This is a genomic window from Haloarcula sediminis (assembly GCF_035656455.1).
Taxonomy (GTDB): domain Archaea; phylum Halobacteriota; class Halobacteria; order Halobacteriales; family Haloarculaceae; genus Haloarcula; species Haloarcula sediminis.
The window spans coordinates 180,392-202,924 of the sequence record NZ_JAYMGA010000002.1 but is presented as its reverse complement, the minus strand read 5'-3'; the positions used below and the strand labels follow the sequence as shown (position 1 = coordinate 202,924).

Annotated in this window: 18 protein-coding genes; 10 read left to right on the top strand and 8 right to left on the bottom strand. The window is 67.2% G+C overall.

The annotated features are described in order from the left end of the window. Positions 1 to 144 precede the first annotated feature (144 nt). Together aspS and VJ162_RS06630 are read right to left on the bottom strand one after the other, a co-directional pair. Positions 145 to 1,449 carry an aspartate--tRNA(Asn) ligase gene (gene aspS, locus VJ162_RS06635; RefSeq protein WP_324663214.1) on the bottom strand — a complete coding sequence of 435 codons (1,305 nt, stop codon included), beginning with the start codon at positions 1,447 to 1,449 and terminating at the stop codon, positions 145 to 147. A gap of 186 nt (positions 1,450 to 1,635) precedes the next feature. Next, positions 1,636 to 2,355 carry a phosphoglycerol geranylgeranyltransferase gene (locus VJ162_RS06630; protein ID WP_324663212.1) on the bottom strand — a complete coding sequence of 240 codons (720 nt, stop codon included), beginning with the start codon at positions 2,353 to 2,355 and terminating at the stop codon, positions 1,636 to 1,638. A gap of 197 nt (positions 2,356 to 2,552) precedes the next feature. Between VJ162_RS06630 and VJ162_RS06625 the strand changes: the two genes are divergently transcribed. Together VJ162_RS06625 and VJ162_RS06620 are read left to right on the top strand one after the other, a co-directional pair. Beyond that, positions 2,553 to 2,954 (top strand): Rieske (2Fe-2S) protein, encoded by a 402-nt coding sequence (locus VJ162_RS06625; protein WP_324663211.1) that lies wholly within the window; start codon positions 2,553 to 2,555, stop codon positions 2,952 to 2,954. Between the two features lie 205 nt (positions 2,955 to 3,159). Beyond that, a complete protein-coding gene (locus VJ162_RS06620; RefSeq protein WP_324663210.1) occupies positions 3,160 to 3,363 on the top strand; it encodes a hypothetical protein in 204 nt (67 codons plus the stop codon). A 38-nt stretch (positions 3,364 to 3,401) separates the two neighbouring features. On the opposite strand, the gene VJ162_RS06615 is transcribed toward VJ162_RS06620, so the two are convergent. Next, positions 3,402 to 5,885: a DNA topoisomerase I gene (locus VJ162_RS06615; RefSeq protein WP_324663209.1), complete on the bottom strand. Its 2,484-nt coding sequence runs from the start codon at positions 5,883 to 5,885 to the stop codon at positions 3,402 to 3,404. A 175-nt stretch (positions 5,886 to 6,060) separates the two neighbouring features. Between VJ162_RS06615 and VJ162_RS06610 the strand changes: the two genes are divergently transcribed. After that, positions 6,061 to 6,597 carry a hypothetical protein gene (locus VJ162_RS06610; protein ID WP_324663208.1) on the top strand — a complete coding sequence of 179 codons (537 nt, stop codon included), beginning with the start codon at positions 6,061 to 6,063 and terminating at the stop codon, positions 6,595 to 6,597. A 6-nt stretch (positions 6,598 to 6,603) separates the two neighbouring features. Here VJ162_RS06610 and gatB read toward each other — a convergent pair whose 3' ends face one another. Further along, a complete protein-coding gene (gene gatB / locus VJ162_RS06605) occupies positions 6,604 to 8,118 on the bottom strand; it encodes an Asp-tRNA(Asn)/Glu-tRNA(Gln) amidotransferase subunit GatB (protein ID WP_324663207.1) in 1,515 nt (504 codons plus the stop codon). A gap of 610 nt (positions 8,119 to 8,728) precedes the next feature. On the opposite strand from gatB, the gene VJ162_RS06600 reads away from it, so the two are divergent. Genes VJ162_RS06600 through VJ162_RS06585 form a run of 4 tightly spaced genes read left to right on the top strand, consistent with a single transcriptional unit; the run spans position 8,729 to position 14,872 of the window. Further along, the gene (locus tag VJ162_RS06600) at positions 8,729 to 9,127 is read left to right on the top strand and encodes a DUF7518 family protein (protein ID WP_324663206.1); all 399 of its coding nucleotides are present in this window, start codon (positions 8,729 to 8,731) and stop codon (positions 9,125 to 9,127) included. A 21-nt stretch (positions 9,128 to 9,148) separates the two neighbouring features. Beyond that, positions 9,149 to 12,736, top strand: a complete 3,588-nt coding sequence (gene smc, locus VJ162_RS06595; RefSeq protein WP_324663205.1) for a chromosome segregation protein SMC — start codon at positions 9,149 to 9,151, stop codon at positions 12,734 to 12,736. Positions 12,737 to 12,745: 9 nt separating this feature from the next. Beyond that, positions 12,746 to 13,720, top strand: a complete 975-nt coding sequence (locus tag VJ162_RS06590) for a ScpA family protein (RefSeq protein WP_324663204.1) — start codon at positions 12,746 to 12,748, stop codon at positions 13,718 to 13,720. 48 nt (positions 13,721 to 13,768) lie between these two features. Next, positions 13,769 to 14,872 (top strand): site-2 protease family protein, encoded by a 1,104-nt coding sequence (locus VJ162_RS06585; RefSeq protein WP_407066837.1) that lies wholly within the window; start codon positions 13,769 to 13,771, stop codon positions 14,870 to 14,872. Between the two features lie 12 nt (positions 14,873 to 14,884). Here VJ162_RS06585 and VJ162_RS06580 read toward each other — a convergent pair whose 3' ends face one another. Continuing rightward, complete coding sequence (locus VJ162_RS06580) at positions 14,885 to 15,535, bottom strand: hypothetical protein (RefSeq protein ID WP_324663202.1); 651 nt, start codon at positions 15,533 to 15,535, stop codon at positions 14,885 to 14,887. 79 nt (positions 15,536 to 15,614) lie between these two features. Here VJ162_RS06580 and VJ162_RS06575 point away from each other — a divergent pair, with 79 nt between their 5' ends. After that, entirely contained in the window at positions 15,615 to 15,893 is a 279-nt protein-coding gene (locus VJ162_RS06575) for a hypothetical protein (RefSeq protein ID WP_324663201.1), read from the top strand. Between the two features lie 68 nt (positions 15,894 to 15,961). Here the strand turns inward: VJ162_RS06575 and VJ162_RS06570 are convergent, their stop codons facing one another. After that, positions 15,962 to 16,654, bottom strand: coding sequence for a phosphoribosyltransferase (locus VJ162_RS06570; RefSeq protein WP_324663200.1), 693 nt, complete (start codon positions 16,652 to 16,654; stop codon positions 15,962 to 15,964). A 123-nt stretch (positions 16,655 to 16,777) separates the two neighbouring features. On the opposite strand from VJ162_RS06570, the gene VJ162_RS06565 reads away from it, so the two are divergent. Then, a complete protein-coding gene (locus VJ162_RS06565) occupies positions 16,778 to 17,683 on the top strand; it encodes a PhzF family phenazine biosynthesis protein (protein ID WP_324663199.1) in 906 nt (301 codons plus the stop codon). 66 nt (positions 17,684 to 17,749) lie between these two features. Further along, positions 17,750 to 20,053: a phosphoenolpyruvate synthase gene (gene ppsA, locus VJ162_RS06560; RefSeq protein WP_324663198.1), complete on the top strand. Its 2,304-nt coding sequence runs from the start codon at positions 17,750 to 17,752 to the stop codon at positions 20,051 to 20,053. A 55-nt stretch (positions 20,054 to 20,108) separates the two neighbouring features. On the opposite strand, the gene VJ162_RS06555 is transcribed toward ppsA, so the two are convergent. Both VJ162_RS06555 and VJ162_RS06550 read right to left on the bottom strand, forming a co-directional pair. Continuing rightward, complete coding sequence (locus VJ162_RS06555; RefSeq protein ID WP_324663196.1) at positions 20,109 to 21,149, bottom strand: zinc-binding dehydrogenase; 1,041 nt, start codon at positions 21,147 to 21,149, stop codon at positions 20,109 to 20,111. Positions 21,150 to 21,305: 156 nt separating this feature from the next. Then, a complete protein-coding gene (locus VJ162_RS06550) occupies positions 21,306 to 22,532 on the bottom strand; it encodes a Tm-1-like ATP-binding domain-containing protein (RefSeq protein ID WP_324663194.1) in 1,227 nt (408 codons plus the stop codon). Position 22,533 lies beyond the last annotated feature (1 nt).

The following is a 22,533-nucleotide window of genomic DNA, read 5'->3' as shown; positions in this document are numbered from 1 at the left end:
CGACAGGCGCTGACGGTCTCGAACCGCTGCGAGACAGAGCGACTCTACGGAGACAGGCGCTGACGGTCTCGAACCGCTGCGAGACAGAGCGACTCTACGGAGACAGGCGCTGACGGTCTCGAACCGCTGCGAGACAGAGCGACTCTACGGAGACAGGCGCTGACGGTCTCGCGGGAAGAGGACGGCCTCGCGGATGTTCTCGAGCCCGAGCATCGTCATGACCAGGCGCTCGCCACCGAGCCCCCAGCCGGCGTGGGGTGGCATGCCGTACTTGAACATCTTGGTGTAGTAGTCGAACGCCTCGGGGTCGAGCCCCTGCTGTTCGAACCCTTCGACGAGGCGGTCGAAGCGGTGTTCGCGCTGGCCGCCCGAGACCAGCTCCATCGACGGGTGCATCATGTCGAAGCCGGTCGATATCTCCTCGTCGTCGTCGTGGTCTTTGATGTAGAACGGCTTGATCTCGCTGGGCCAGTCGGTGATGAAGTAGTGCTCGCCGACCTCCTGTCCGAGGACGTGCTCGGCCTCCGTCGAGAGGTCGTCGCCCCAGACCAGCGGCTCGTCGAGTTCGCCGGTGGCGTTGATCTCGTCTAAGGCCTCCTGGTAGGTGAGCCGCGGGAACTCGCCCTCGGGCGCCTCGAACTCCTCGTCGAGGCCCAGCGCTTCCAGTTCGTCGGCGCAGTTCTCCGCCACGCCCTCGTAGGCGGACTTGACGACGTGCTCGCAGGCGTCCATCGCCTCGGTGTGGTCGTAGAAGGCTGACTCGAAGTCGATGCTGGTCGCCTCGTTGAGGTGGCGGGGCGTGTTGTGTTCCTCGGCGCGGAAGATCGGGCCGATCTCGAAGACCCGCTCCAGCCCGGAGCCGACCATCAGCTGCTTGAACAGCTGCGGGCTCTGGTTCATGAACGCTTCCTGCCCGAAGTACGTGATGGGGAACAGCTCGGTGCCGCCCTCGGTACCGGTGGCGACGATTTTCGGCGTGTTGATCTCCGTACTCCCCAGCTCGCGGAAGGCCTCACGCACCGAGCGCAGCACTTCGGCGCGGATCTCGAAGATGGCCTTGACCTCCTCTTTCCGGAGGTCCAGCGTCCGGTTGTCCAGCCGCGTCGGGAGTTCGGCGTCGACCTTGCCGGAGGGGTCGAGCGGCAGTTCCGGGTCGGCTTCCGAGATGACCTCGACGCTCTCGGGCGTGACCTCGACGCCGGTCGGGGCGCGTGGCTCTTCCTCGACCTCGCCCGTGACCGAGATGACCGATTCGCGCTGGACGCCCAGCCCGGTTTCGACGAGGTCCTCGTCCATCTCGTCTTTCTCGAACTTGACCTGAATCTTCCCGGTCGTGTCCCGGAGGATGAGGAAAGCGATACCACCGAGGTCGCGGATCTCGTGGACCCAGCCGGCCGCGGTGACGTGGTCGCCCGGCTCGGCGTCTGCGGTGTAAGTGCGGTCGTCCATGGGATTGGATTCTGAGTCCCCGGACTTAAGGACAGTCTTTCTGTGCGAGATGGTGACCGAAGGGAAGCATCTCGAAAGCGACGCGGCGAACGCAGTGAGCCGCGGAGCAGGTGCGAGGTGGCGAGCGTAGCGAGCCACCTCGGGAACGCGAACAGTGAGCGCAGCGAGCCCTGAACCGGGGACCGCTTACTCGGTCGGCTTAGCCGCTTTCGCGTCCTGTGCGCCCTCGACGGTCTCGCGTACGGCGTCGGCCCCCTCGTCGTGGACCAGGTCACCGACGACGACGGTGTCTGCGTGTTCGGCCATCTGTCGGGCGGAGTCGTAGTCGTGGATGCCGCCGCCGTAGAACAGCGTCGCATCGTCGAGGATGTCGGCCGCGGCGGCGACTTTCTCGGTGTCGCCGAGCATCCCCGAGTACTCGACGTAGACTATCTCCTGGCCAAGCAGGTGTTCGGCGGCCTCGGCGTAGGCGGCCACTTCATCGGCGTCTAGGTCGCAGTTTGCCTGCGTGTAGGTGGCGACGGAGGCATCGGGGTTCATCACGATGTAGGCCTCGGTGAAGGTCCGGGACCAGTCAATGTCGTCGTCGATGCGAATCCACTCCTTGTGGGCGCCGGTGATCCAGGTGACGTCGCCGGCGTTCATCACCACCGGAATCAGGTAGCCGTCGTGGCGGTCGCTGTGGACGACCGACGCGGGGTTCGACGGCTCGATGTAGACGGGGATGTCGTGTTTGCCACAGGCGTCGACGACCCGCTTCATCTTCTCCTCGGTCATGCCGGTCGTGCCGCCGACCTCGATGGCGTCGGTGCCCGTAGCGGCCACGTCCTCGTAGGTCTCGTCGGCGTACAGTGTCTTGTCCGGGTCGATTTTGGTGATGTGGTCCCAGTCCGCCCAGTCGCTCATACGGATGGGACGTTCGCCTGTGGGCATAACGGCTTCGAATGGGCGGATTCGGCGCTGTGGCGCCGCCGGGGTCCGACGCCGGGCCGGTAAGCGTACCGTCCGCTGGGCGGCTGTGGCCCCTCTGGGGCCGGGGCGACGGTGCCCCGCAGAGTCGGGCGACCGTCACCGCTTAGCCGTTCCCGGCACTGGCCGGACACATGCACCAGCTGACCACTGTCGAGCAGGTCCACGACGACGGCTCGTACCTGTTCACCGCCGAGGACCCCTACGGCGACCCGGAGGAGATACTCGTGGTGCCCTGCGAGGACGGCGTCGAGGCGTGGGTCAACCGCTGCACGCACGAGAACCAGCGCTTCGACACCGGCCGCGGGGTACCGATGCGCGACGGGGAGATTATCTGTCCCCGCCACGGCTCGCTGTTCGACGCCTGCGGGGGCGACTGCGACAACGGCGAGGCCGCCGGGACGACGCTGTCCGATATCGATATCGCCGAGCGCCACGGCACCGTCTTCCTCATCGACGACGACTACGAGTTCACCCACGAGGGCGGTATCGACGACGACGATGGGCCAGGTTCGACGTCGCACTTACAGCTATAGCCCACGGGCAGCCGCTCCGGATTCGTCTCTTTTCGTCTGGGAGGCAGTCCAATTTCTCAGGGTACTATGGGACAAAAATAGTGTAGAAAAAGACTTTAGAAGACACACGTCTAAACAAAAATCGAAAAGTGGCCGGAACCTAAACTGGGCGGCGAGCAGCGCCGGCCGAGCCATGCGGGTGACCGGTCTCCAGACCAAGACAGCAATGGCGAGACACGATTACGACCTCCCGGCGGACTACGAGAAGCGGGTCGAAGAGGGCACGATGAGCGACTGGTACACGCAGGAACGCGCCAAGCGACAGGCGCTGCAACAGGAGACGAACTTCGAGCGGGAGTACGTGGGCCTGCGTGACAGCATCGAGCGGCTGATCGCGGCCGCGAGCGAGACAGTGAAGCTAGAGCGGTAGGGACTCACTGCCGGCCTCACGGGTAACGGCCGGCGGTCTCAGGCTTCCAGCTCGGTCTGCCAGTCGCGGACCTGGCTCGCGCTGACGCCCTGGACCTCGGTGGCGACGACGTCGGCATCGGCCTCCCGGAGCGCCTCCAGAGAGTCCACGCCGGCGGCTTCCAGCTTCTCGGCGGTCGCGCCGCCGATGCCGCTCAGGTCCTCCAGTTCCTCGATGGCGTTTCTGGCGCGGTACTCCTCGAAGTTACAGATGGGACAGCCAAGCTCCCACGGGTCGTCGCTGTCGGGGTCGACGACGAGTTCGGGGAGGTCGTGCTCGTCGCAGAACTCGTCGGTCACCTCGATGTCGCCGTTGCGGGGCAGGGGCAGCGAGTACTCGCAGTCGGGGTAGCGCGTACAGCCGACCAGCCGGGAGCCCGACCGGAGGTGCTTGATAGCCAGTTCCCCGTCGTGTTCCACACCGCAGTCCGGACACGGACCGATGACTTCGTCCTCGCTCTCGTCGGCCTTCTCGGCCTCACAGCGGGGACAGCCGTGGACGAACGTGTCCCGGCCGGCCAGCATCTTCACGTGGTGCATCTCGTGTTCTTCGCACTCCTCGTCCAGCACCAGCGGCTCGCCGGTGGAGGGGAGGGGGAGCGTATTCCGGCAGTCGGGGAAGCCGTCACAGCCGACGAAGTAGGAGCCCTGTCGGGAGCGCCGGACGAGCATCGCCTCGCCACACTGGGGACACGGGCCGAGCGTCTTGTCGGCCTTCAGGGACTCCTGGAGGTGTTCGCCGATCTCCTCGCGGGAGTCGGCCAGCTCCTCGAACACCCGCTGGAGCATCTCGCGGGACTCGTCGGTCACGTCCTCAAGCGTCGCCTCGCCGTTGGCGATGCGGGTCATGTCTTCCTCCAACTGGGCGGTCATGTCGTCGCTGACGACGCGGTCGGCGAACTCCTCGGCGGCCTCGACGACGGCCATGGCGAGTGTCGTCGGTCGCGGCGGGTCCCCCTCGATGTACCCGCGGTCGTACAGCTTCTCGATGGAGTTGTGCCGCGTGCTCTTGGTCCCGAGCCCCTTTTTCTCCATGGTCTCGATGAGCCGCGACTGGCCGTAGCGTCGGGGCGGTTGGGTCTGTTTGTCTTCCAGGCGTACGTCGGTCATCGCCAACTGCTCGCCCTCCTCGACGTCGGGGACGTGGTTCTCGCTGGCGCTGGAGTACGGATAGACGGCGTGATAGCCCGGTTCGACCAGGCGCTTACCGTTTGCCTTCAGCGAGCGGCCGGCGGCCTCGGCGACCACGCGCAGGCGTTCCCAGGTGGCGGGCTCGGCGACCGTCGCGAAAAAGCGCCGGACGACGAGTTCGTACACCTCCCACTCGTCCTCGGAGAGCTCGGACTTCGAGGGGAGCTCGCCGGTCGGGTGGATGGGCGGGTGGTCGGTGGTCTCCTCGTCGCCCTCGGTGGCGACGATCTCGTCCTGTTCGAGCAGTGACTCGGCGTCCTCGCCGAAGTCGGGCGAGCTGACGAAGGCGTCCAGCAGTTCGTCTTCCTCTAAGTCCTCGGGGTAGACGGTGTTGTCCGTGCGCGGGTAGGTCATATAGCCCGCGGTGTACAGCTCCTCGGCGATGGACATCGCCCGCTGGGCGGAGTACCCAAGGGAACCCGCCGCCGAGATAAAGGCCGTCGTGTTGAACGGCGTCGGCGGGCTGTCCGTGCGGGTGCGCCGGCGGACGCCGGTGACGGTCGCCGCCTCGGCCCCCGAGAGGTCGGCGAAGGCGGCGTCGGCGTCGTCTTCGTCCCAGACGCGTTCGGCCTCGCTCCCGTCGTCGTCGTAGAAGTACTGGGCCTCGAAGGTCGACTCGGCTTTCGTGAGGTCGGCGAATATCTCCCAGTAATCTTCCGGGTCGAAGGCCTGAATCTCCCGCTCGCGGTCGACGATAAGCTTCAGCGTCGGCGACTGGACCCGACCGACGGAGATGAAGTCATCGCCAAGCTGGCGCGCGGAGAGAGAGAGAAAGCGAGTCAGCGCCGCGCCCCAGACGAGGTCGATAATCTGTCGGGCCTCGCCCGCGGCCGCGAGGTCGAAATCTATCTCGTCGGGCTCGGCGAAGGCCTCCCGGACCTCGCGCTCGGTGATGGACGAAAAGCGCACGCGTGAGACGGGCACGTCCGTCTCCTCGCGGATGAGCTCGTAGGCCTCCTTCCCGATGAGTTCCCCCTCGCGGTCGTAGTCAGTGGCGATGACGGCGCTTTCGGCCTTGCGAGCGAGCTGTTTGAGCGTCGTGACGATGTTCTCCTGGGTCGCCTCCTTCGTGACCTCGGCGTCGATGAGCTCGACCGGCTCGACGTCGCGCCAGTCGTTGTACTCGGGCGGGAAGTCGACGCCGACGACGTGACCCGACAGGCCGACGACGCGCTTGGTTCCCCACCGGTAGACGTTGACCCCGTTTCGCCGCTCGGCCTCGGCGCTTCCCTCCGAAAGGATTTCGGCGATGCGGCGGGCGGCGTTGTCCTTCTCCGTGATTATCAGCTCCATCGGACACCACCTGTCGTACTCATTAGGGGTCGCTACGCTCGGAGGCGTTCTAAAGACTTTCGGGAAATCGGACGACAGCGCGGGCGTGAGGGCGCACGCGCGGCGTTCGCGTAGGCGCGAGAAGTTCCGGAAACGCGTTCGATGGGCTCTTGACGACGTGTCCCGCAGTCCCACTATGGACAGACGGACTGCCCGCATCCTCCGCGGGGTCGCCCTCGCGCTCGTCTTCGTCACGGCGGCGTACCACCTCTGGTGGGGGTTCCCGCGAAGCCTCGTCTATCTCAACGCCTTCGGGACCGGCGTCCCGCCGGACCCGCGCCCGTTCCTCTTTGTCGCGCTCGGCGCGGTTTTGCTTGCCGGCCCGTATCTCGTCACCTTCGATGTTGTGAGCCTGCGGACCGCGTACGCCGGGGCCGCGCTCGTGCTGGTCGGTTCAATCGCCGCCTGGGTCTTCTGGCACGCCACCGGCCACGGCGCCTTCCTCGCCGACGGGTTCTCGGCGCCCGCGTCGGGCGGCGGCCACAGCCACGGGGAGCAAAACACCGTCCTCCTCATCCTCTCGCACTTCGACACCGAGCCGGTCGAGGGCGCTATCAAGCTGGTCGAGACGGCCGCGGTCGTCATCTTCGCGGCGCTGTTTCGGGTGGACCCGGCGGTCGTGACACAGACACAGCGACAGAACAGCGACCGGACCGAGGCCAGCGAGACGTAGCCGCGGTTACTCGTCTAGCTCCTCACGCAGGAGCCCGTTGACCTCGCCGGGGTCGGCGCTCCCCCCGGTCTTTTGCATCACCTGGCCGACCAGGAAGTTCAGGGCGTTGTCCTCGCCGTCGTAGTAGTCGGAAACGGTGTCGGGGTTCTCGTCGATGGCTTCCTCGACGGCCCCTTGGACCTCGTCGCCGGAGGTCTTGCCAAGCCCCTCCCGCTCGACGATGGTGTCGGGGTCGTCGCCCTCGTCGAGCATCTCCCGGAGCACCGTCTCGTGGGCGTTCTTGGCGGTTATCTCGTCCTCGTCGACGAGTTCGACGAGGCGGGTCACTTCCTCGAAGCGGTCGTCGATGTCCGTGACGGACATGTCGCGGTAGTTGAGTTCGCCAAGCAGGTTGTCGGCGACCCAGGTCGCGGCGAGGTCGGCGTCGAACCGCTCGGCGACGCTCTCGAAGAAGTCCGCGACCTGCTTCGTGCTGGTGAGCTTCGAGGCGGCCTCGTCGCTGAGCCCGTACTCGGCGACGAACCGCTCGCGGCGGGCGTCGGGCAGTTCCGGAATCGATATCTCGTCTTTCCAGCCCGACACCTGCAGCGGCGGGATGTCGGCCTCGCGGAAGTACCGGTAGTCTTTCTCCTCCTCCTTCGAGCGCATGGAGACGGTGTTGCCGTGGGTCTCGTTGAAGTGGCGCGTCTCCTGTTCCACCGCGCGCCCGGACTGGACGAGCTTGCGCTGGCGGGACTCCTCGAAGGCCAGGGCCTTCTCGGCGCCCTTGTGGCTGGAGATGTTCTTGACCTCCGTGCGGTTGGCGTCTTCGAGCACCGACTCGTCGATGTGGCCGTCCTCGCCGACCTCGTCGGCGTCGACCATCGAGAGGTTCGCGTCGATGCGCAGGCTGCCGTCGCGGGTCGCGTCGAAGACGCCCAGATATTCCAGTACTTCCTCCAGCTTTTCGAGGAAGGCCCGGACTTCACCGGGTGCGCGGAAGTCCGGCTCCGTGACGATCTCCATCAGCGGCGTGCCCGCGCGGTTGTAGTCGACGAGCGTGTAGTCGGCCCGCTCGATGGACGTGGTGCGGGATTCGAGTGGCCCGCTCCCGTCGCGGACGTGCTTGATGGAGCCGGGGTCTTCCTCCAGGTGGGCCCGCCGGATGTCGACCGCCCGGCGCTCACCCTCGACGGCGAACTCCAGTTCGCCGTCCTGGCAGATGGGGGAGTCGTACTGGGTTATCTGGAAGTTCTTTGGCAGGTCGGGGTAGTAGTAGTTCTTCCGGTGGAACGCCGTCTCCTCGGGGATGTCGGCGTCGATGGCCTTGCCGACCTTGACGGCGGCCTCGACGGCCCCCTCGTTGACCACCGGCAGCGCCCCTGGCAGCCCCAGACAGACCGGACAGGTGTTGGTGTTTGGCTCCTCGCTGGGCTCGGTCGAACAGCCACAGAATATCTTCGTCTCCGTCTCCAGCTGGACGTGGACCTCCAGCCCGATGACGGCCGCGAGCTCGCCGGACTCGGCGGCTTGTGCAGTCATTACCCGTGGTTCGACGGCCGCCGGCTAAAGCGTAACGACCCCTAGCTGTGGTGGCTGTGGGAGTGTGTGACGACATTGAGTACCAAAACGGTCTCTCACCGGTTCTAGTCCACAGTGTTGCTAACAGCCAGAAAGCCCCGGCTGGCTTCGGTCCCGCGACTCGCTGCGCTCCTCGTCACTCACTCTGTTCGTTCCTGCGGTGCTTGCATCGTCGGGGTTCCCGAAGCCAGCCGCCCCTTTCAGCCCCACCCAGTACTGTTTGACCAACCGGCTACGGGTGGGGCTGAAAGGGGCGACCTGTTCGACGATGGCGGACGACGCAAGGACCACAGTGAACGAAGTGAGCGAGGACCGCAGCGAGGCCCCCGAGTCGAACAGGTCGGGGCTTTCTGGCTGTCGGCAGTCCGATTCGCACCACTGACCACTGCGACGATATGGTACCCAGTTACTACCCCGCGTTTCCACTCCAGATAGCGACAGTATCCGACCACCGAGCCATCACCCCGCGACACGCTCGAATATCCGCCAGCGCACGCAAACACGCTATCTATCGGAATCCGAACTGTTGTCTGACGCACGTTTATGTGGGCGGACCGTCACTGTGTGGCATATGTGTGGCAACCGCGTCGAGGAACTGGAAACGCGCGTTCAGGAACTGGAAGCCTCCGTCGAGGGGCTGACCGACGAGCTGGTCGAGTGCAAGGTCCGAATCCGCGAGCTGGAAAACACCGTCGACGAGCAAAACGGGTTCAGCCGGGCGCCGCCCGAACAGGCGGGCGAGGAGCGGACCGAACGCCAGTCCGAGGAGCCGTCGGCCAACGACGCCACGGAGTCCACCTCGACCGAGAGCGAGATTCTGGTTCCCGAGGCCGGGGGCGACACGGCGACGCCCGAGGCCGGTACATCTAACACTGAGGCTCCCGAGGAGTCTGACAACACCGCCGACCCCGAGGCCGACGCCGAGTCGGAGACGGACGAGGACTCCGGCTCCGACATCATCGTGGCCTAGACGGGCGGCCCCTCTCACCGTATGCACATCAAAGAGCTCGTCCTCGACAACTTCAAGAGCTTCGGGCGCAAGACCCGAATCCCGTTCTACGAGGACTTTACCACTATCTCGGGTCCGAACGGGTCGGGAAAGTCTAATATCATCGACGCGGTCCTCTTTGCGCTCGGACTCGCTCGCACGTCGGGCATCCGCGCGGAGAAGCTGACCGACCTCATCTACAACCCCGGCCACGCCGACGAGGACGTGGAGTACAGCGGCGAGCGCGAGGCCAGCGTCGAGGTCATCCTCGCCAACGATGACCGGACCGTCTCCCGCGCGCAGGTCGTCAACACCGCCGGAACCGAAGACGTCGGCGACGTCGACGAGATATCCATCAAACGCCGGGTCAAGGAGACCGAGGACAACTACTACTCCTACTACTACATCAACGGTCGCTCGGTCAACCTCTCTGACATCCAGGACTTACTCGCCCAGGCCGGCGTGACCCCGGAGGGGTACAACGTCGTGATGCAGGGCGACGTGACCGAGATAATCAACATGACCGCCGGCTCCCGGCGGGAGATAATCGACGAGATCGCCGGCGTCGCGCAGTTCGACCAGAAAAAAGAGGACGCCTTCGAGGAACTGGCGGTCGTACAGGAGCGCATCGACGAGGCCGAACTCCGCATCGAGGAGAAACAGGACCGGCTCGACCAGCTCGAAGACGAGCGGGAGACGGCGCTGCAGTACCAGGAGCTACGGGACGAGAAAGAGGAGTACGAGGGGTATCGGAAAGCGGCCGAGCTGGAGGACAAACGCGAGGAGCTGGCCGAGACGGAGGCCGCCATCGAGGCGCTGGAAAGCGAGCTCGCCGAGCTACAGGAAGAGCTGGACAGCAGGCAGGGCAAGGTCGTCCGGCTGGAAGACGAGCTCCACGAGCTAAACGGCGAGATAGAGCGCAAGGGCGAGGACGAACAGCTCGCCATCAAGCGCGACATCGAGGAGATAAAGGGCGATATCTCGCGGCTGGAAGACAAAATCGCGAGCGCCCAGCAAGCCGCCGAGGCCGCGGAAAACGAGCGCCGACAGGCGTTCGTCCAGATAGACCGCAAGCAAGAGACCATCGACGAACTCGAAAGCGACATCCGCGAGACGAAAGTCGAGAAGTCAAACGTCAAAGCCGATATCGCGAGCAAGGAGAGCGAACTGGCCGACGTACAGAGCCGAATCGACGATATCGGCGAGGAGTTCGAGGAGATAAAGGACGAACTCGAAGCGAAACGCGACGAGCTGGAGAAACGGAAGACCGAGCGCAACGACCTCCAGCGAGAGCAGGACCGCCTGCTCGATGAGGCCCGCCGGCGCTCCAACGAGGAAGACGAGAAACGCGAGGCAATCGAGGACGCGGAGGCGGAGATTCCGGACCTCGAAGCCGAAATAGAGGACTTAGAGACCGAACTGGAGAAAGCCGAGAAGAACAAGGGAACCATCGGCGAGGTCGTCGACGACCTCCGGGCCGAGAAACGGGAGCTCCAGTCCGACCTCGATAGCCTGGAGGACAAGATAAGCGCCAAGCAACAGGAGTACGCCGAACTGGAGGCGAAGGCGGGCCAGGACGGGGACTCCTCCTATGGCCGTGCAGTGACGGCGATTCTCAACGCCGGCCGCGAGGGCGTCCACGGGACCGTCGGGCAGCTGGGCGGGGTCTCCGCCGAGTACGCCACCGCCTGTGAGACCGCCGCCGGCGGGCGGCTCGCCCACGTCGTCGTCGACGACGACGGCGTCGGCCAGTCCTGTATCGAGTACCTGAAATCGCGCAATGCCGGCCGGGCGACCTTCCTGCCGATTACGCAGATGCAGCACCGCTCGCTGCCGACGCTGCCAAACCAAGAAGGCGTCATCGATTTCGCCTACAACCTCGTCGACTTCGACCCCGAGTACGCGGGCGTCTTCTCGTACGTGCTTGGCGATACGGTCATCGTCGACACGATGGAGACGGCGCGGGAGCTGATGGGCGACTACCGCATGGTCACCTTAGAGGGCGACTTGGTCGAGAAGAGCGGCGCGATGACCGGCGGCTCCTCCTCGGGCACCCGGTATTCCTTTTCGGGCGGGGCCGGTCAGCTGGAGCGCGTCGCGACCCGTATTCAGGAACTGGAGGACGAGCGCGCCGACGTGCGCGAGGAGCTGCGGGACGTGGAGGAGCGACTCGACGACGCCCGCGACCGCGAGTCCGACGCGACCGAGCAGGTCCGCGACATCGAGGCCAGTATCGAGCGCAAGCAGGCCGAACTCGAACAGACACGGGAGCGCATCGACGACCTGGAGGCGGCCATCGAGGAGATCGCCGCCGAGCGCGACTCTGTCGCCGACGAGATGGACGAGCTGGAGGCCGACATCGAAGCGGCCAACGACGCCATCGCCGACATCGAGTCCGATATCGAGGAACTAGAGGCGGAGGTCCAGGACTCCGAGCTGCCGGACCTGACCGACGAGCGCGAGGCGATACGGGGGGAGATAGACGCACTGGAGGACCGCGAGGACGACCTCGACGCGGAGCTCAACGAGTTGCAACTGGAGAAACAGTACGCCGAAGACGCCATCGAGGAGCTCCACGACGACATCGAGGCCGCCCAGAACCGCAAGGCCGAGAAGGAGGAGACGATTGCGGAGCTGGAAGAGCAAGTCACGGAGAAACAGGAACTGAAAGCGGAGAAAGAAGCCGAGGTCGAAGCGCTCGAAGACGAGCTCGCCGAACTCAAAGGCGAACGCGAGGACCTCCGCGAGGACCTTCAGGCCGCAAAGGAGGCCCGCGACGAGCAACAGTCGGAGGTCACCGATGTCGAGCGCGACCTGGAAGACGAACGCGAGGACCGCGAGCGCCTGGAGTGGGAGATAGACGAACTCGAAGCGCAGGTCGGGGACTACGACCCCGAGGACGTGCCCGACCACGAGACCGTCGAGTCCGAGATAGAGCGCCTGACCGGGGAGATGGAGGCCCTGGAGCCGGTCAACATGCGCGCCATCGAGGAGTACGACCGGGTCGCCGACGAGCTGGCCGACCTGGAGGACAAGAAAGCAACCCTGGTCGAGGAGGCCGACGGCATCCGGGAGCGTATCGACAGCTACGAACAGAAGAAGAAGGCGACCTTCATGGAGTCGTTCGACGAGATAAACGAGCAGTTCCAGGACATCTTCGAGCGCCTGTCGAACGGCACCGGCCACCTCCACCTGGAGGACGAGGACGACCCCTTCGAGGGCGGCCTGACGATGAAGGCCCAGCCGGGCGACAAACCGATTCAGCGGCTGGCGGCGATGTCAGGCGGCGAGAAGTCACTGACGGCGCTCGCGTTCATCTTCGCCATCCAGCGGCACAACCCGGCGCCGTTCTACGCCTTAGACGAGGTCGACGCCTTCCTCGACGCGAAAAATGCCGACCTCGTGGGCGAACTCGTCGACGAACTCGCCGGCGACGCCCAGTTCGTCGTCGTCTCGCACCGCTCGGCCATGCTGGAACGGTCCGAGCGGGCCATCGGCGTGATGATGCAGGGCGACAACGTCTCGGCCGTGACCGGTATCGACCTCTCCGGGGACGGCGAGGAGGAGGACGAAATTGTCGCAGACGACTGAGAGGACACTATGACCGACGATATCCCACTCGACATCACGGGCCACGAGGACCGCGAACCGCCCGGCGAGGGGTCCGACGCGGACCTGCTCACCGGCGAGCCGACCGTCGACGACGGGGCGGCGGTCGCCGACGCGCCCGGGGCCGGCGAGGGTGCCCCGGATACGGACGACGACGCACCCGAACCCCACGGGAGCGACGGCGACGACGCTCCCGAACCCGTCGAAGTGCTGGTCCAGCTGGCCGACGACGGCGAGATAGACCCGTGGGACATCGACGTGGTGCAGGTGACCGACAAGTTCTTAGACGCCATCGACGGGAGCGACCTGCGCACCTCGGGCCGGGCGCTGTTTTACGCCTCCGTCCTGATTCGGATGAAAAGCGACGCGATGCTCGGGACCGACGAGCCCGAGGAGGAGGCCGTCGAGCCCTGGGAGCGGGCGATGTCCGGCGACGACCCGATCGAGGAGCCCGACCCCTTTGCGGCCCTGGAGTCGGAGATGGACCGCCGGCTCGAACGGCGTCGGGCCCGCGGGATGCCACAGACGCTCGATGAACTCGTCCGGGACCTGCGGGAGGCCGAGCGGGACAACTGGTGGAAGGAGTCCCGCGAGTACGACACCAGCGGCTCGCCGAAGGGGTTCCAGCGGGGGACCCAGGAACTCGACTACCGTGGCGCCGACGACATGCGCCTGGACGAGGAACCCTCCGCCGAGGACGTGACCGGCACCGCCCACGGCGAGCAGATCGACGACATCATCGAGGACGTCTACGCCGCGGTCCGGGAGCAGTACGACAAGGGCCGCGAGGAGGTACTCTACCGCGAGATCGAGCGCGCCGGCGGCTCGCGGGTCGAGACGTTCCTCGGTCTGCTGTTTCTGGCCCACCGGGGCCGTGTCGTCCTCCAGCAGGACGACCTCTTTGGCGACCTCTGGATCCAGGACCCCAATGCCGCCACCGGCTCCGGGGAAGCCGTCGCGGACTAGCCCCCCGGTCCGCAAACAGGTTCAAAACGCTCGACGCCGTACATGTCGATGATGGGTCAGGAGTCGGCTCAGTCACCGCCGGGTCCCGAGCGCCTCGCCGACGTCTTCAGCGTCCGCGATATCGACCTCACGGAGGGGGGTATCCGGTACTACGGCGACCCGGTGACCGACGCCGCACAGGTCATCCGGCAGGTCGGCCCGACCTTCCGACAGCACGGCTACCGCGTGCGCCTGCAAAGCGAGTCCGGCGGCCACGTGCTGGTAGCGACCGAGCGGTCGCTGGGCGTCGACGGCGTCCCGTGGCGCAACGTCGCCCTCGCGGCGGCGACGCTGCTCTCGACGCTGTACGCGGGGACGCGGTGGTACGGGCTCTCGGTGGTCGAAGAGCCCGCCGTACTCTGGCGGGCGTGGCCCTTCGCGGCCGCCGTCATGGGCATTCTCGCGGTCCACGAGTTCGGCCACTACGCGCTCTCGCGGTACCACGAGGTCCAGGCCAGCCTGCCCTACTTCATCCCGCTGCCGTTCAACGTCATCGGCACGCTGGGGGCGGTCATCAGGATGCAGGACAACATCCCCGACCGGCGGGCGCTGTTCGACATCGGGGTCGCCGGGCCGCTCGCGGGGCTGGTCGCGACCGTCGCCGTCACGGCCGTCGGGGTGACGCTTGACCCCATCTACGTCGCCGGCGGGCTCATCTCACGTATCGAGTTGGGGTATCCCCCGCTGATACAGGGTATCGCCGCCCTGCTGGGGGAGTCGCTGTCCTACAGCGACCCGAACCTGCTGCCAAACCCGGTGGTCATCGGCGGCTGGGTCGGTGCCTTCGTCACCTTCCTCAACCTCATCCCGGTCGGGCAACTGGACGGGGCCCACATCAGCCGCTCGCTGGTCGGCGAGCGAATGGACGCGGTCCAGCTCGTTGTGCCGCTCGGCCTCTTCGGGCTGGCGGGCTATCTCGTCGCCTTCGAAGGTGGCCGGGGCGCCCCGCTGTGGGGCTTTTGGGGTGTCATCGCGCTGGTCTTCTCGCGTGCGGGCACGGCCACACCGCTCGTCGAGACGCCGCTTGGACCCCGCCGCCGGGCGCTGGGCGTCCTGACGCTCGTGTTGGGGGCGCTCTGTTTCGTCCCGGTGCCCATCGTCGTCGCCGTCTAAGACTGCCCCGCTCTAGATGCCATACGGGTCGTACTCCGGGCGGCTGTCGGCGTCGGGGGCGACGCCGTAGGCCGCGTAGAACTCGTCGCGCAGCTCCCGTCCGGCGGCGCTGAAGAAGACGACGGCACCGAACGGGCGCGAGTAGCGGTCGGCGTCCGGCGGGTCCGGGTCGACAAACAGCGCGTCGGTCACCGCCTCGCCGGTCGACTGGAGCTCGGTCAGTCGGTCCTCCATGGGGACCAGCCCGGTGAGGACGCTGGGGACGAACGCGCCGCCCGGCAGCGGCGCCCGGGGCTGGACGGCGACCTCGGCGACGGGCTTGCCGTCTGACTCTAGTGCGGTCGTCGACGGTCGCTCCTGGCCCTCGGTCCACAGCTCCTCGGCGACGGCCGGGGGGTCGGCATCGACGGCGAAGGCCATCCGAACCCCGCCGACGCGCTCGACCGACTGGATGGACCACGCCTCGTCGGGGTCGTCCGGGTCGCCCCCCAGCGTCGCCTCGCCGAGGTCGCCCGTCCGGAGCGCGTCGATGTCTTCCTGCCGGTCGCCGTAGCCCGACTGGTAGGCGGTGTAGAGGCGCGTCCCCTCGGTGTCGAATAAGTTGATGTGTGGCACCGACTCGACGACGCGGTACACCCGGAACCGGCCCGCGTGTGTTTCCATACCCGGCCCGACGGCCTCGGGCGTGAAGACTCCGCGGGTCGGGGAAACAAAGAGATAGGTGGAGCCAGTAGCCGACTGTATGAGCCAGCACACGGGGATGCCGGAACCGGACATCGACGAACTGCAGGCCGCCGTCGAACGGCTGCTCGACGAGACGGTCGACCGCGAGGACTCCCTCGACGTCGCGGTCGAGGACCTCGAAGTCGACATCCCCATCTACTTCGGCGAGGACTCCCCGCGTGCGAGGTGGCGGTTCAACGGCGATGTCACCGTCACTGTCGACGGGATTCGCGCCCCGCTGCGGGAGTGGTTCGACCTCCACGGCGAACGACCCGATGTCTCGGACGAGCGGGACTGAGCGGGGCTGGCAGACGGCACTACCCGTCTCGGCCGACGAGGCGCCAGCCGCCGTCGGCCGCTGGCGTTTCAGTCAGCGAGACGCCAGCCGCCGTCGGTCGACACCGCTTGCTCCCGGCGGACCATCTCGGCCATGACCTCCCCGAGCCGGTCTGGCTGTGCTATCTCCAGTGCCGTGGGGTCTAGGTCGTGGTGTGACCGCAGGAGCGACCGGATGTCGGCCGTGGAGTGGACCTGGTTGTCGCTTTCGGCCATGACGCCGGCGACGAGTTCCGTCATGTCCTCGATGAAGTTCCACGGGTAGACCACCCACGTCCACTCCTCCAGCCGTTCGCCGACGAACGCCGGCTCGTGGTCGCTGGTGTCGAGCAACTGCAGCGTCGCCGTCCGCACGCTCGCCGGGTTGCGGTCGGCGACGCAGTCGGCCGCGGTCTGGAGTGACTGGCCCGTGTCGGCGATGTCGTCGACGACGAGCACGTCCTTGCCCTCGACCGCGCCGTCGGCAAGCGGGTAGCGAATCTCGGGTTCGTCGCTCTGCTGTGCGGTGCCGACGTAGTGTTCTATCTTCAGGCTCGCGAGGTCGTCGAGGCCCAGGAAGTCACAGAGACACCGGCCGGCAAACCAGCCGCCGCGGGCCAGCGCGACGACCACGTCGGGTTCGAACTCGGCCGCTTTCACCTCGTCGGCCACGTCGCGACAGAGGTCGTAGATATACTCCCAGTTCGTGACGGTACACGAGAACTCCGCCGGTAACTCGCCCATATCTGGACAGACGGGCGTGGGGGCTTAACGGTTTCACGACGGCCGCCGGGTGCGGGGCCACGTGTCCCGGCGTGACCCCTCGCTCCAGCAACTGTTATCCGGGGGCTGGCACAACAGGGGGGCATGGACACACGGGACGTGTTGCTCGTCGACGCCTTCACCGCGGAGCCGATGGCGGGGACCCCGGCGGGGGTCGTGCTGGACGCCGACGGACTGAGCGACGACCAGATGGCGGCCATCGCGGGGGAGCTGGGCGCAAGCGCGACGGCCTTTGTCTTCGAGAGCGACCGGGCCGACCGGCGGCTCCGCTTTTTCGGGCCGACCGGGGAGCTGGACCGGAGCGACGACGCGGCTGTCGCCGCCTACGGCGCACTGTTCGAGCGGGGGGACCTCGACGCGGGCGAGTCCGCGATGGCGACCGTCGGGCGGACCCGCGACGTGGAGGTCAAGCCGGACGGGACGGTGTGGGTCGAACAGGGCGAGGCCGACATCCGGGCGGTCTCGCTCGACCACGACGAGGTGGCCGACGCGCTGGGTATCGACGTGGCGACGCTGCGGGACGTGGGCGCCGATATGCCCATGGCCGTCGCCGACACCGGTGAGCCGTGGCTGCTGGTCCCGGTCAACTACTTCGAACACGTCAGCCGAATCGACGCCGACCTGCCGGCCATCCGGGCGCTGTGTGACCGCGTCGACGCCGTCGGCCTCTATGCCTTCACCTTCGACACCATCGCCGGCGAGGCGACGCTGCACGGCCGGGGGTTTGCGCCGGGCCGCGGCGTCGGCGAGGTGCCCGTCACCGGCGCCGCCGCCGGGGCGTGTGGGGCCTACGTCCGCCGCGAGGGCGCACTCGACGACACCATCGAGCAGGTGGTCGTCGAGGGGGGCCACTTCCTCGACAGGCCCGGGACGGTCAGCGTTGACACCGACGGGCTGGAGGCGTGGGTCGGCGGGCGGGCAGTCACCACGATGGACGGGTCGATGACCGTCCCCGAGGCCGACAGCGACGACGACATCATCGAGGTCTAGCCGCTCTCTACTGGCCGGTAGACCGCAAGGAACATAATAGACGTTCATTAAAGAACACACGAGTCCATGCACACACTGTGGCTCGCGGAGATCGGTGCCGACGACCTCGACCGGGTCGGCGGCAAGGCAGCATCCCTGGGAGAACTGGCCGGCGCTGGGCTGCCGGTCCCGTCGGCGTTTGTCGTCTCAGCTGGGACGTACCGGGCGTTCATCGAGGACACCGGCATCGAGGCGGCGCTGTTCGACGCGGTCGATGTCGACAGCGACGACTCGGCGGCACTCGCGGGGGCGGCCGAGCGCGCCCAGGAGCTGATTCTCGAAACCGAGGTCCCGACAGCGGTACGCGAGGACGTGCTCTCGGCGTACGACGAGATGGGGGACGGCCCCGTCGCCGTTCGCTCCTCGGCGACGGCGGAGGACCTCCCCGATGCCTCCTTTGCCGGCCAGCAGGACACCTATCTGAACGTCGAGCGCGCGGACCTGCTCGACCGGGTCAAGGAGTGCTGGGCGTCGCTTTTCACCCAGCGGGCCATCTACTACCGCAACGAACAGGGCTTCGCCCACGACGCCGTCGACATCGCCGTCGTCGTCCAGGAGATGGTCGACGCCGAGAAGTCGGGCGTCCTCTTTACCAGTCACCCTTCGACCGGCGAGCCAACGGCCATCGTCGAGGCCGCCTGGGGGCTGGGCGAGGCCGTCGTCTCTGGCACCGTTTCGCCCGACAACTACGTCCTCGACCGCGAGAGCGGCGAGGTGACTAAGGTGACCGTCGCCGAGAAGCGGGTGATGTGTGTCCGCGGCGAGGATGGGCAGACGGTCGAGCGGTCGGTCCCCGACGAGAAACGCGACGCGCAGGTCCTCGACGAGGGCGAACTCGCCCGGTTACTCGAACTGGGCGAGCGGGTCGAAGCCCACTACGGCTCCCCGCAGGACGTGGAGTGGGCCATCTACGACGGGGAGCTGTACCTGTTGCAGTCCCGCCCCATCACGACCATCGACGACCCGGTCGAGGCCGCGGGCAGCGGTGCGTCGGCCGACGGCGGCGCGATGGCGGACCAGAGCGAGGACGTTCGCCTCTCGGGTATCGGCTCCAGTCCCGGCAAAGCGACCGGGGCCGTCCGCGTCGTCCACAAGCTGGACAACCTCGACAAGGTCGAGCAGGGTGATATCATCGTCACGGAGATGACCACGCCCGACATGGTGCCGGCGATGAAGCGCGCGGCGGGGCTGGTCACCGACCAGGGCGGGATGACGAGCCACGCCGCTATCGTCTCCCGCGAGCTCGGTGTCCCCGCTGTGGTCGGCACCGACGACGCCACCGACCGGCTCCGGGACGGCCAGCCCGTCACCATCGACGGCGACATGGGCACCGTCCAGGTCGGCAAGCGCGAGGGGGCGACCGACGAGTCGGGCGACGGCACGGCGGCTGCGCCGTCGGCGGACGCGCGTGCGCCGACGGACCAACAGCCTTCGCCGGTCAAGCCGATGACCGGCACCGAGGTGAAGGTAAACGTCTCCATCCCCGAGGCGGCCGAGCGGGCCGCGGCGACCGGCGCCGACGGCGTCGGCCTGTTGCGCATCGAGCACATGATACTCTCGACGGACAAGACACCGGCCCGCTACGTCGAGGACCACGGCGAGCGGGCCTACGTCGACGAGATCGTCGAGGGGGTCCGGGGCGTGGCCGAGGCCTTCTACCCGCGGCCGGTGCGGGTCCGCACGCTCGATGCCCCCTCCGACGAGTTCCGCCAGCTCCAGGGCGGCGAGGACGAGCCCGCCGAACACAACCCGATGCTCGGCTACCGCGGCGTCCGGCGGTCGCTGGACCGGCCGGAGGAGTTCGAACTCGAACTGCGCGCGTTCGCCCGGCTGTACGAACTGGGCTACGACAACGTCGAGCTAATGCTCCCGCTCGTCACGGACGCCGAGGACGTGTTGCGGGCGAAGTCGCTGATGCAGGAGGCGGGTATCGACCCCGAGAAACGGGACTGGGGCGTGATGGTCGAGACGCCCGCGAGCGCGCTCGGTATCGAGAAACTCTGCGAGGCGGGCATCGACTTCGCCTCCTTCGGGACGAACGACCTCACGCAGTACACGCTCGCGGTCGACCGCAACAACGGCAACGTCGCGGACCGCTTCGACGAGCTCCACCCCGCCGTCCTCGACCTGATGGGGCGGGTCATCGCGACCTGTCGCGAGCACGGCGTGGCGACGAGCATCTGCGGACAGGCGGCCTCGAAACCCGAGATGGTGCAGTTCCTCGTCGACGAGGGCGTCAGCTCCATCTCGGCGAACATCGACGCAGTCCGGGACGTCCAACACGAGGTCAAGCGGGTCGAACAGCGGCTACTGCTCGAGTCCGTGCGCTGAAGCGGGTCTGCCGCCGTCGACGCGGCGTTCGCGTCAGCCGCGTTCGGTCGCCCGGCTACAGCTCGCTGTCGGGCACGACGACGACCTTTCCGAACCCCTCCCGTTCCTCGATGAGCCGGTGTGCCTCGGATATCTCGCTCATCGGGAGCGTCTCGCGGATGCGCGGCTCGAAGGTCCCGTCCCACACCAGGTCGAGTGCCTCCTCCGCCTGTCCGTGGGTCGCCATCGTCGAGCCGATGACCTGGAGCTGGTTCCAGAAGATGCGGTTGATGTCCGTCTCCGGCGTTCCGCCGGTCGTCGCCCCGCAGGTGACGACGCGGCCGCCCTTCACGAGGCTCTTGAGCGAGTCCTGCCAGGTCTGTGCGCCGATGTGGTCGACAACCATGTCGACGCCGCGGCCGCCGGTCAGCGACCGGACTTCGCTCGCGAAGTCGTCTTCCTCGTAGTTGATGGTGTGGTCGGCGCCCAGTTCCGCCGCGTAGGTGAGTTTCTCGTCGGTACTCGCCGTCGCGAACACCTCCGCGCCGGCCTCGGCGGCCACCTGTACCGCCGCGTGGCCGACCCCGCCCGACGCCCCGAGCACGAGCACCGACTCGCCGACCTGTAACTCGCCGCGGTCACGGAGCATCCGCCAGGCGGTCTGGAAGACGAGCGGCGCGGCGGCGGCCGTCTCCCAGTCGACCCCCTCCGGGACGGGCGTGAGGTTCGCCTCGGGAACCGCGGCGAGTTCGCTGTGGACTCCTCTGACGTGTTCGCCGATGATGTGGAAGTCTGGCGCGAGCGTCGGGTCTCCTTTGCGGCTGAACTCGTCGTCGCCGCCGCTCGTGCCGGCCAGCAGCGCGACGCGGTCACCGGGTTCGAGCCGCGTGACCTCGTGGCCGACTTCCGTGACGACCCCGGCCGCGTCGCTCCCCGGGATATGTGGCAGTTCGAGGTCCAGTCCCGGCAGGCCGCGCCGCGTGTGGATGTCGAGGTGGTTCAGCGAGGCCGCCTTGACGTCGACCAGCACCTCTCGGGGGCCACAGTCCGGGTCGGGGAACTCGCCGTAAGTGAGCACGTCTCTGTCGCCGTGCGTGTCGAACTGGACTGCTTTCATCGCAATACACCTCCGGCCGATATCATAATAGTCTATCGTGTTATACCCGCTCGACGCAGTGAGCTATTTCACAGCCGGGATGTCGGCCCCGCGTTTTACCGAGGCTCCCACGGCCCCACGGGTGGGTGTCACCCCCTCGATAGCGGGTTTCCCTGACTACGCCTCGGGACCGGCCCCGGCCTCGCGCATGTACTCGTCGAACTTCTCGGCGAGCGCCGCCGCGAACGCCTCGTCGTTGATGTCTTCCTCGCGCTCTATGAGTTCCACGCCGTCGTCGAGATTCGCCCGCAGCGCGTCAAACAGCGCCGCGTCGGCCTCGGGGTCGTGGAAATCCTCGCCCTCGACGTCGAGCATCGAGACGCCGCCCAGCGGGAGCACCATCGCGGTCGGACCGGTCGCGCCGTTGAGCTTCCCGGCGAGTATCTCGCCGAGTTCGGCGTTTTCCTCGGGTGTGGTCCGCATCAGCGTCACCTGCGGGTTGTGGACGTGGAAGTGGCGGCCCTCGAACTCCTCGGGGATCGACTCTCGGGGCCCGAAGTTCACCATGTCCAGCGCGCCGGTCGAGACGACCTGCGGGATGCCCGCCTCGCCGGCCGCTTCCAAACGATGGGGGCCGGCGTTTAGGTTCCCGCCGACGAGTTCGTCGGCCCACTCGGTCGTCGTCACGTCCAGCACGCCGTCGACGAGCCCCTCCTCGACGAGTGCTTCCATCGCCCGCCCGCCAGTGCCGGTCGCGTGGAAGACGATGGTCTCGTACCCCTTCTCTTCGAGCACCTCGCGGGCGCGCTGGACGCAGGGGGTGGTGACGCCGAACATCGTCAGCGCGACGGTCGGTCGGTCGGGCACCTCCACGTCGGGCTCGTTTTCGACCATCCCGACTATCCCCAGCGCGGCGTTGCTGATGACCCGGCGGGAGAGCTGATTCAGCCCCTCGATGTCCGCCACCGAGTACAGCATGGCGATGTCGCGCGAGCCGACGTAGGGCTCGGTGTCGCCCGAGGCCACCGTCGACACCATGAACTTGGGTACCCCCACGGGGAGCGCCCGCATCGCCGCCGTCGCGATTGAGGTGTTCCCGGAGCCGCCCAGTCCGAGCACGCCGTCGAGGACCCCTTCCTCGTGGAGCCGTTCGGCCACGGCGGCCGCGCCCTCGCCCATGGCCTCCATCGCCGCGCCGCGGTCGCCGTCCTCGCGGAGCTGCTCCAGACTCGTGCCGCCGGCCTCGGCCACCTCGGCGGCGCCGGTGTCGGGCTCGATTTCGGGGTCGCCCATCACGCCCACGTCGACGAGGTGGGTGTCGACGCCCTGGGACTCGATGACGCTCCTGGCGAACGCTATCTCCTCGCCTTTCGTGTCGAGCGTCCCGACGATGACGACGGCCATC

Bases quoted from the DNA above. Each gene is read 5' to 3' on its own strand.
- VJ162_RS06550 (WP_324663194.1), bottom strand. From the start codon at position 22,532: ATGGCCGTCGTCATCGTCGGGACGCTCGACACGAAAGGCGAGGAGATA.
- VJ162_RS06620 (WP_324663210.1), top strand. From the start codon at position 3,160: ATGGCGAGACACGATTACGACCTCCCGGCGGACTACGAGAAGCGGGTC.
- ppsA (WP_324663198.1), top strand. From the start codon at position 17,750: ATGCACACACTGTGGCTCGCGGAGATCGGTGCCGACGACCTCGACCGG.
- aspS (WP_324663214.1), bottom strand. From the start codon at position 1,449: ATGGACGACCGCACTTACACCGCAGACGCCGAGCCGGGCGACCACGTC.
- VJ162_RS06610 (WP_324663208.1), top strand. From the start codon at position 6,061: ATGGACAGACGGACTGCCCGCATCCTCCGCGGGGTCGCCCTCGCGCTC.
- VJ162_RS06630 (WP_324663212.1), bottom strand. From the start codon at position 2,355: ATGAGCGACTGGGCGGACTGGGACCACATCACCAAAATCGACCCGGAC.
- smc (WP_324663205.1), top strand. From the start codon at position 9,149: ATGCACATCAAAGAGCTCGTCCTCGACAACTTCAAGAGCTTCGGGCGC.
- VJ162_RS06575 (WP_324663201.1), top strand. From the start codon at position 15,615: ATGAGCCAGCACACGGGGATGCCGGAACCGGACATCGACGAACTGCAG.
- VJ162_RS06555 (WP_324663196.1), bottom strand. From the start codon at position 21,149: ATGAAAGCAGTCCAGTTCGACACGCACGGCGACAGAGACGTGCTCACT.
- gatB (WP_324663207.1), bottom strand. From the start codon at position 8,118: ATGACTGCACAAGCCGCCGAGTCCGGCGAGCTCGCGGCCGTCATCGGG.
- VJ162_RS06570 (WP_324663200.1), bottom strand. From the start codon at position 16,654: ATGGGCGAGTTACCGGCGGAGTTCTCGTGTACCGTCACGAACTGGGAG.
- VJ162_RS06565 (WP_324663199.1), top strand. From the start codon at position 16,778: ATGGACACACGGGACGTGTTGCTCGTCGACGCCTTCACCGCGGAGCCG.
- VJ162_RS06600 (WP_324663206.1), top strand. From the start codon at position 8,729: ATGTGTGGCAACCGCGTCGAGGAACTGGAAACGCGCGTTCAGGAACTG.
- VJ162_RS06590 (WP_324663204.1), top strand. From the start codon at position 12,746: ATGACCGACGATATCCCACTCGACATCACGGGCCACGAGGACCGCGAA.
- VJ162_RS06580 (WP_324663202.1), bottom strand. From the start codon at position 15,535: ATGGAAACACACGCGGGCCGGTTCCGGGTGTACCGCGTCGTCGAGTCG.
- VJ162_RS06625 (WP_324663211.1), top strand. From the start codon at position 2,553: ATGCACCAGCTGACCACTGTCGAGCAGGTCCACGACGACGGCTCGTAC.
- VJ162_RS06585 (WP_407066837.1), top strand. From the start codon at position 13,769: ATGATGGGTCAGGAGTCGGCTCAGTCACCGCCGGGTCCCGAGCGCCTC.
- VJ162_RS06615 (WP_324663209.1), bottom strand. From the start codon at position 5,885: ATGGAGCTGATAATCACGGAGAAGGACAACGCCGCCCGCCGCATCGCC.